This window comes from Serratia sp. 506_PEND (assembly GCF_001076875.1).
Lineage (GTDB): Bacteria > Pseudomonadota > Gammaproteobacteria > Enterobacterales > Enterobacteriaceae > Serratia > Serratia marcescens.
This window is the reverse complement of record NZ_JVEL01000003.1, coordinates 1-6687: the sequence shown is the minus strand read 5'-3', so window position 1 is coordinate 6687 and position 6687 is coordinate 1. Positions and strand designations below refer to the sequence as shown.

5 protein-coding genes are annotated in these 6687 nt (G+C 62.3%); 2 read left to right on the top strand and 3 right to left on the bottom strand.

All coding sequences use genetic code 11. From position 1 onward, the window contains the following. Nucleotides 1-1231 (top strand): cation diffusion facilitator family transporter (locus ADK28_RS00055; RefSeq protein WP_048794568.1); only part of this gene is annotated, 1231 nt, incomplete at its 5' end. Here ADK28_RS00055 and ADK28_RS00050 read toward each other — a convergent pair. From ADK28_RS00050 to ADK28_RS00040, 3 genes are all read right to left on the bottom strand, one after another. Then, nucleotides 1174-2019: an inositol monophosphatase family protein gene (locus tag ADK28_RS00050; RefSeq protein ID WP_048794567.1), complete on the bottom strand. Its 846-nt coding sequence runs from the start codon at nucleotides 2017-2019 to the stop codon at nucleotides 1174-1176. The two genes, ADK28_RS00055 and ADK28_RS00050, sit on opposite strands and share 58 nt — an antisense overlap. Before the next feature lie 66 nt (nucleotides 2020-2085). Continuing rightward, nucleotides 2086-2526: a GNAT family N-acetyltransferase gene (locus tag ADK28_RS00045; protein ID WP_033640221.1), complete on the bottom strand. Its 441-nt coding sequence runs from the start codon at nucleotides 2524-2526 to the stop codon at nucleotides 2086-2088. A 47-nt stretch (nucleotides 2527-2573) separates the two neighbouring features. After that, nucleotides 2574-4304: an ABC-F family ATP-binding cassette domain-containing protein gene (locus ADK28_RS00040; RefSeq protein WP_048794566.1), complete on the bottom strand. Its 1731-nt coding sequence runs from the start codon at nucleotides 4302-4304 to the stop codon at nucleotides 2574-2576. 448 nt (nucleotides 4305-4752) lie between these two features. On the opposite strand from ADK28_RS00040, the gene ADK28_RS00035 reads away from it, so the two are divergent. Next, on the top strand, nucleotides 4753-6687 hold a 1935-nt coding region (locus ADK28_RS00035), incomplete at its 3' end, for a DUF3772 domain-containing protein (protein WP_193392107.1).

Sequence of the window (6687 nt, the reverse complement as noted above, 5' to 3'; positions counted from 1 at the left end):
ACCTGGTACCTGGCTGGCGGTGCGCATCAGCGATAAGCCCGCCGATGACGATCACCACTTCGGCCACGGCAAGGTGGAAAACCTGGCGGCGTTGTTCGAGGTGCTGCTGTTGTTGGCTGCCGCCGGTTGGATTGTCTATGAGGCGGGCGGCAGCCTGCTCGGGCAACCGCATGAGATCGTCGCGGCGCCGGTGGTGATCGCGGTGCTGCTGATCTCCATCTGCGTCGATTTCTTCCGCGTGCGGGCGCTCAACCGCGTCGCTAAAGCGACCGACAGCGCGGCGCTGGAAGCGGATGCGCTGCATTTCTTCTCCGACATGCTTTCGTCCGGCGTGGTGCTACTGGGCATGGTGTTTGTGCTGCTGGGTTTTGGCCGTGCGGACGCCATCGCGGCGCTGATCGTCGCCGGTTTTATCTTCATCGCGGCGATTAAATTGGGTAAGCGCTCTTTCGACTCGCTGATGGACGCTGCGCCGGCCGGAACGACCGAAGACATTCGCGCCACGCTGGACAGCTTCCCGGCGGTGCTGGCTTGCGACAGCGTGCGCATTCGCAACGCCGGCGCGGTGCTGTTTGTCGAGATCACGGTGGCGGTGTGCCGCACCTTGCCGCTGGAGCGCATCGATGCGCTGAAGCGAGAGATCGTCGAACGGCTGCGGGAGCAGTACGCCAGGGCGGAATTCACCGTCATCGCGGTGCCGCAGACCCGCAGCGACGAAGACATGGCGACGCGCATTCGGGCGATCGCCGCCAACCACGGCGCGCAGGTGCAGAATGTGACCCTGCAGCAGTTGCCGACGCGTATGGCGATCGGCATGGATTTGGCGGTGCCGGCCCACGCCAGCGTGGCGCAGGCGCATGACATCGCCACGGAAATAGAAGGGATCCTGCGCCAGGCGATCGGCGAAAACACTGAAATAGAGACGCATCTGGAGCCGCAGACGCCGCATTGGCTGGCCAGCGAGGATGTCGATGCGGCGGAGCTGGCCGATATTCGGCGGATACTGCAGTCGGCGCTGGAGCAGGGGGAGATGGTGCAAGACGTCCATAACATCCGCGCGCGCAAGACCGACGGCGGCATCATCGTTAACTTCCACTGCCGGGTCTCGCCGGCGGTGACCATCGCCGCCGCGCACGATGCGGTCGATCTGATTGAACGGCGGCTGCGCGCGCTTTATCCGGCCATTACGCGCGCGATAGGGCACGTCGAGCCGATCAAGCCCGGCGTCTGAATCAGCTCGGCCAACTGCGGATAGAGCGCCGCGTTGGCCAGCAGCAGCGGGTTGCCGCGCCGCAGCCCGTCATTGTGCATAAAGTCATTCGCCATGCCGCCGGCTTCGCGCGTCAGCACCAGTCCTGGCAGGCTGTCCCAGGCGTTCATGTGCGGTTCGTAATAGCCCAGCAGCCGACCGGCGGCCACCTGGGCGGTCATCAGCGCGCCGGAGCCGCTGCGCACAAACATTCCTCCCGCCTGCAGCAGGCGACAGAGAAAGCCGCTGAATTCCTCCGCCGAAGCGCGCGGTGAAATCCCGACGCCCATCACGCCATCCGCGACGCTGCGCCCGGCATGCACGCCGATCGGTTCCCCGTTCAGGAAAGCGCCTTTGCCGCGACAGGCGCAGAACATCTCGCGGTGGTTGGGATCGTAGACCACGCCGATCGTCGGCTCGCCGTCGATCACCACGCCTATCGCGATGCACCAGGTATTCAACCCGTTCAGGAAGCAGGCGGTGCCGTCAATCGGATCGACGACCCAAATGCAGGCGGCGTTTTCGCCGCTGCCGCCGCTTTCTTCGCCGAGAAATCCGTCCAGGGGAAACCGGCGGTTGATCATGCGGCGGATCAGCGCCTCGACGCGGCGGTCGGCTTCGCTGACCACATCCTGCAGCCCCTGTTTAAACTCAACCGCCAGGCTTTGCCGCCGTTGATAAAAGCTGAAAGCGAGATCGGCGGCGGCGCGGGCGATCTCACGCGCGAAGCGGTAGCGCGCCTCGATGTCCCGTGGGGAAAGTAACGTCATGGCAGGCTCGATAACAAAGAACGAATCGATTTACTCTGCCATAAAAGAATGAACGTAATGTGTCGTTCAGCGCGGCGGATAATAAAAACGTAGCAGTATCAGGGCGTCGTGGGCTGAAAGCGGTTCGGTCTTGGCCCCGGCCGGTATTACCGAGCGCCAAAACGCCAGCCCGCGCGGATTATCCTGGCTGACTGACAGCGACCAACCGCCGGGATGCCGCGCGAACAAGGCGCGGGCAGCCCGTTGCCCCATCCCGTTGCGTCGCCATTCGGGCTTGATGTAGAACTCCGCCATTTCGACGGTGGCGCTATCGAGACGCCTGACCAACGCGAACCCGGCCGTTTGCCGATCGCTCAACATCAAATAGGGGTAGCGGCCGGCCTCGCGCCAGTAGAGCGGCAAATAGGGGTAATCCCCATCGACGCCCAGCTCGTGAAGGCAATCGGACAGCATGGCCGCCAGCAGCGGCCGCTGCGCGAGCGAGGCTTGCTCAAGGGAAAATGCCATGTCGCACTCCGTCAAAAAACAGGCCGCCGGATGGCGGCCTGTCAAGGTTAGCCCAGATTCAACCGGGCGGTGATGTCGGCAATCTCGCGGCGCCAGCGCGCCTGAAGCTCCGGTTTCTGGTGCTTCGGCTTGCGCGCCAGATCGGCCTCCAGTTTGCTTTCGAGGGCAAACAGGGCGGTCAACAGCGCTTCTTCGCCTTCCAATCGCTCGTCCGGCGTCGGAGTATCTGCATCGGCCTTGCCCGCCGTCGGCAGAGCCGGCGTTTCGCCCGCCAGGCGCTGATACACCGGCGCCAGATCGTGCCACTCCTCCAATTTTTGCTGGTCGATCAGCCAAAAGCGGTTGCAGCTCTGTTCGATCAGCATCCGATCGTGGGTGACCAGCATGACGGCGCCGGGGAACTGACGCAACGTTTCCGCCAGCTCCTCTTTGCCGGCCATATCCAGGTGGTTGGTGGGCTCGTCCAGCAGCAGCAACGAATGGTTGGCCAGCGTCAGGCCGACAAACAGCAGCCGCGAACGCTCGCCGCCGCTCAGCGAACGGATCTGCTGATGGTGGCGCAGGTAAGGGAACCCGGCGCCGATCAGCGCCATTTTCCGCTGTTCCTCGGTCAGCGGCGCGAACTGCGCCAGCGCTTCGCTCAACGTGTCTTCATCGCGCAGCTGCTGCAGGCTCTGATCGTAATAGCCGATGCGCACCCGCGGATGGAACAGCGCCGGGCGCTGCGTTTGTTGCTGATACTCGCGCCACAGCAGACGCAGCAGCGACGATTTGCCGCAGCCGTTGCGCCCAACGATGGCGATGCGATCGCCGCTTTTCACGCGCAGATGTTCGAGGTTGAACAGCACCGGCGCATCCGGCGCCGGGCGCACCGCCCAGTGCGGCAGCGCCAGCAGGCGATCGGCGTCCAGCGCTTCTCCCTGCAGCCGCAGCCGCCACGGGCTGCCGGCGGTCAGGGTGGTCTGTTCTTCCTTCAACCGATCGACGCGCTTTTCCATTTGCTTGGCCTTGCGCGCCAGATCTTCGTTGTCGTAGACCTTGCCCCAGACCGCCAGCCGTTTAGCGCTTTTTTCCACCCGGTCGATCTCTTTTTGCTCGGCGTGGCGCCGCTGTTCGTCCGCGGCGTCCTGTTCCGCCAGCGCGGTGCGCGCCGCAGAGCAGGGCAAACGGAAGAACTGCAGCGTTTTGTCGCGCAGGATCCAGGTGCAGTTGGTCACCTGATCGAGCAGATAGCGGTCGTGTGACACCAACACGAAACTGCCGTTCCAGCTTCGCAAGAACTGTTCCAGCCACAGCAGTGTGGGCAGGTCCAGGTGGTTGCTGGGTTCGTCGAGCAGCAGCAGGTCGGGCTGGCGGATCAGCGCACGCGCCAACAACAGCCGCGTATGCTGGCCGCCGCTGAGGGTGCCGGCGGTCAATGTCCAGCTCTCTGATTCAAATCCCAGCTCCGCCAGTAAGGCTTCGCAGCGCCAGCGCTCGCTGAGGTGTTGGCCCGCAGGCAACTGCGCCAGCACGGCATCCAGCAGGGAGCAGGCGTGCAGTTCAGGCGGCAGGTGCTGTTCGATGCGCGCCATCAGACATTGATGTGACAATGTCACTGTTCCGGTGTGCGCAGGCAGGGCGCCGCTGAGGATTTGCAGCAGGGTGCTTTTGCCGCAGCCGTTATCGCCGATCAAACCGATGCGGTCGCCTTTTTTCAGGCTGAAGGATATCTCGCTCAGCAGGACGCCGAACGCGTTGTCGTAACCGACAGATTGTGCAGACAGTAATGTGCTCATTGCTTACTCAAGAGTTACAGGCATGGCAATGCCTATCGTCAAACATCGCTGACGACAACCCGGTAAGCCGGAGGGAAGATCCTGGATTTTAGTAAGCTTCGCTCAAGCTGGGTTATCGCAGCACGATACCGGTAATGCTTGAGCGGCGACGATTACCAAAGAAGTGTGAGTGAAAAACCAATTCACACGTCAGCATAGTAAGTCTCCTTTTATTGGTTGCAGGTTAATCGGTGGCAGGAGTATAGAGCGCTTTACGCCGCGCCGCCAGTAAAAGCGCCTGAATAATCAGCAAGCTAAGGCGAGCGCGGGCGCGTGGCACACAATGGGAATAATTACGGTATTTCGGCCGACATTAAGCAGCTATTATAATTAGCGTTTATGGTTAAGCGACGGTTCATCCGCCGCCTGTTCGTCTGTCTATCAGATAATGATGCTGAGCACTGAATTTATGTTAAAGCCTCGCCCGTTCCTCCTGTTGTTATTATTGCTGTTGGGTTTGCAGCTGACGCCGTTCGGCGCCGTCGCCGCCACTCAGGATGATCCCGCCGCTGAAAGCGCGCCCGATCCCGCTACGCAGCTGAAAACCGCGCAAAAGCAGTTGGACAGCATGAAGCAGCTGGTTTCCAAAGCGACGACCGACACCCAGCTCAGCAAGCTGCGGTTGGCGACGGACGATCTGGTCGCCAGCATGGACAAACTCGCTACCGATCTGCAGCCGCTGCAGGAAAAACTGCAGGCGCAGCTGGACGTGTTGGGGCCGGCCCCGGCGGCGGGCGCGCTGCCGGAAACCCCGGCCGTCGCCCAGCAGCGCAATGCGCTGAACAACAGCAAGAAGCAGTTGGACGATGCGGTAAAACGCGCGCAGGCCATCAAGACCAGCGCCTTCGACCTGGGCCAGCAGATCAGCGATCTGCGCCGGGTGGCGTTCAAAACCCAGCTGGCGCTGAACACCGGCAGCATTTTGGGCGTCAAATTCTGGACGCCGGTGGTGCAGCCGTCAGCGGATGATGTGCAGCGGCTGGACCAGTTCAATGCCGAGATGAAAGCGGCCTGGGACGCCAGTTGGCAGGATGAATGGCGTTACGGCACGCTGGCGCTGCTGGCGCTGGCGGTGATCGTCTGGTCCTGGGGGCGCTATTTGTCCGAGCGTTTCCTTGCCTGGGTCAGCATTCGCTTCCTGCCGGACGGGCGCCTGCGCCGCAGCTTTATGGCGATCACCACCGTGGCGGTGACGGTATTCACTACCTCGATCGCGCTGAACCTGCTGTATTACGTCTTTATCCGCGTGCAGCCGCTGCCGGTGATGCTGGAAGACTTCGCCGAAGGCTTTAACCGTCTGGGGATTTTCTGCGCGCTGATCGCCGGGTTGGGGCGTGCGGCGCTGTCGCTGAATCGTCCGTCGTGGCGTCTGGCTTCGCTGGACAATGAAGTGGCCGCCGGGCTGCGTTACTTCTCGCCGCTGCTGGCCGGTTTGGCGCTGGCGTTCGGCACCGTTGAGCTGATCAACAACGTCGTTAGCGCCTCATTGGCCACCACCATCTTCGGCAACGGCCTGGTGGCGGGGCTGATCGGCATGGTGCTGCTGGCGGCGCCGCTGCGCGGTCAGCGCATTCGTCGCCGTCTGGAGCAGCAGGGCGCGCACCTGGAAAAACGCACGCTGGTCGGCGGGCTGGTGCACATCGTCACCCTGGTCTGTTCGGTGGTGATCCTGCTTTCCCTGCTCATCGGCTACATCGCCTTCGCCCGTTTCCTGACCTACCAGCTGATCTGGGTGGTGCTGGTGCTGATGGCGTTCTACTTCATGGTGCTGTTCGCCACTGACCTGTGCGCCGCGCTGTTTTCGCCGCAGACCGTCAGCGGCAAGATGCTGAAGAAAACGCTCAGCTTCAAGGACCGCCACCTGGAACAGATGTCGATCATCACCACCGCGCTGGCCAAATGTTCGCTGTTGCTGTTGATGATTGTCGCGTTGTTCAACGGTTCGTTCGGCAGCACCACGCCGGGCTCGCTGATGGAGAAAATCGTCTCCATCCTGACCGGCGAAGGGTTGCAGCGTTTCAACATCGTGCCCGGCAACCTGCTCAACGCCGTGATCTGCCTGGCGATCGGCATCTACATTCTGCGCGCGGTGCGGCGCTGGCTGGGCTCTGAGCTGTTGCCGAAAACCATTTCGGACGTCGGCATCCGCGCCTCGCTGGTGACGCTGTTCAGCAATATCGGCTATGTGCTGGTGATTCTGATCACCCTGGCGGCGCTGGGCATCCAGTGGAGCAACCTGGCGTGGATCGTCAGCGCTCTGTCGGTCGGCATCGGTTTCGGTTTACAGGAGATCGTGAAGAACTTTATTTCCGGCCTGATCCTGCTGACCGAGCGCCCGGTGAAG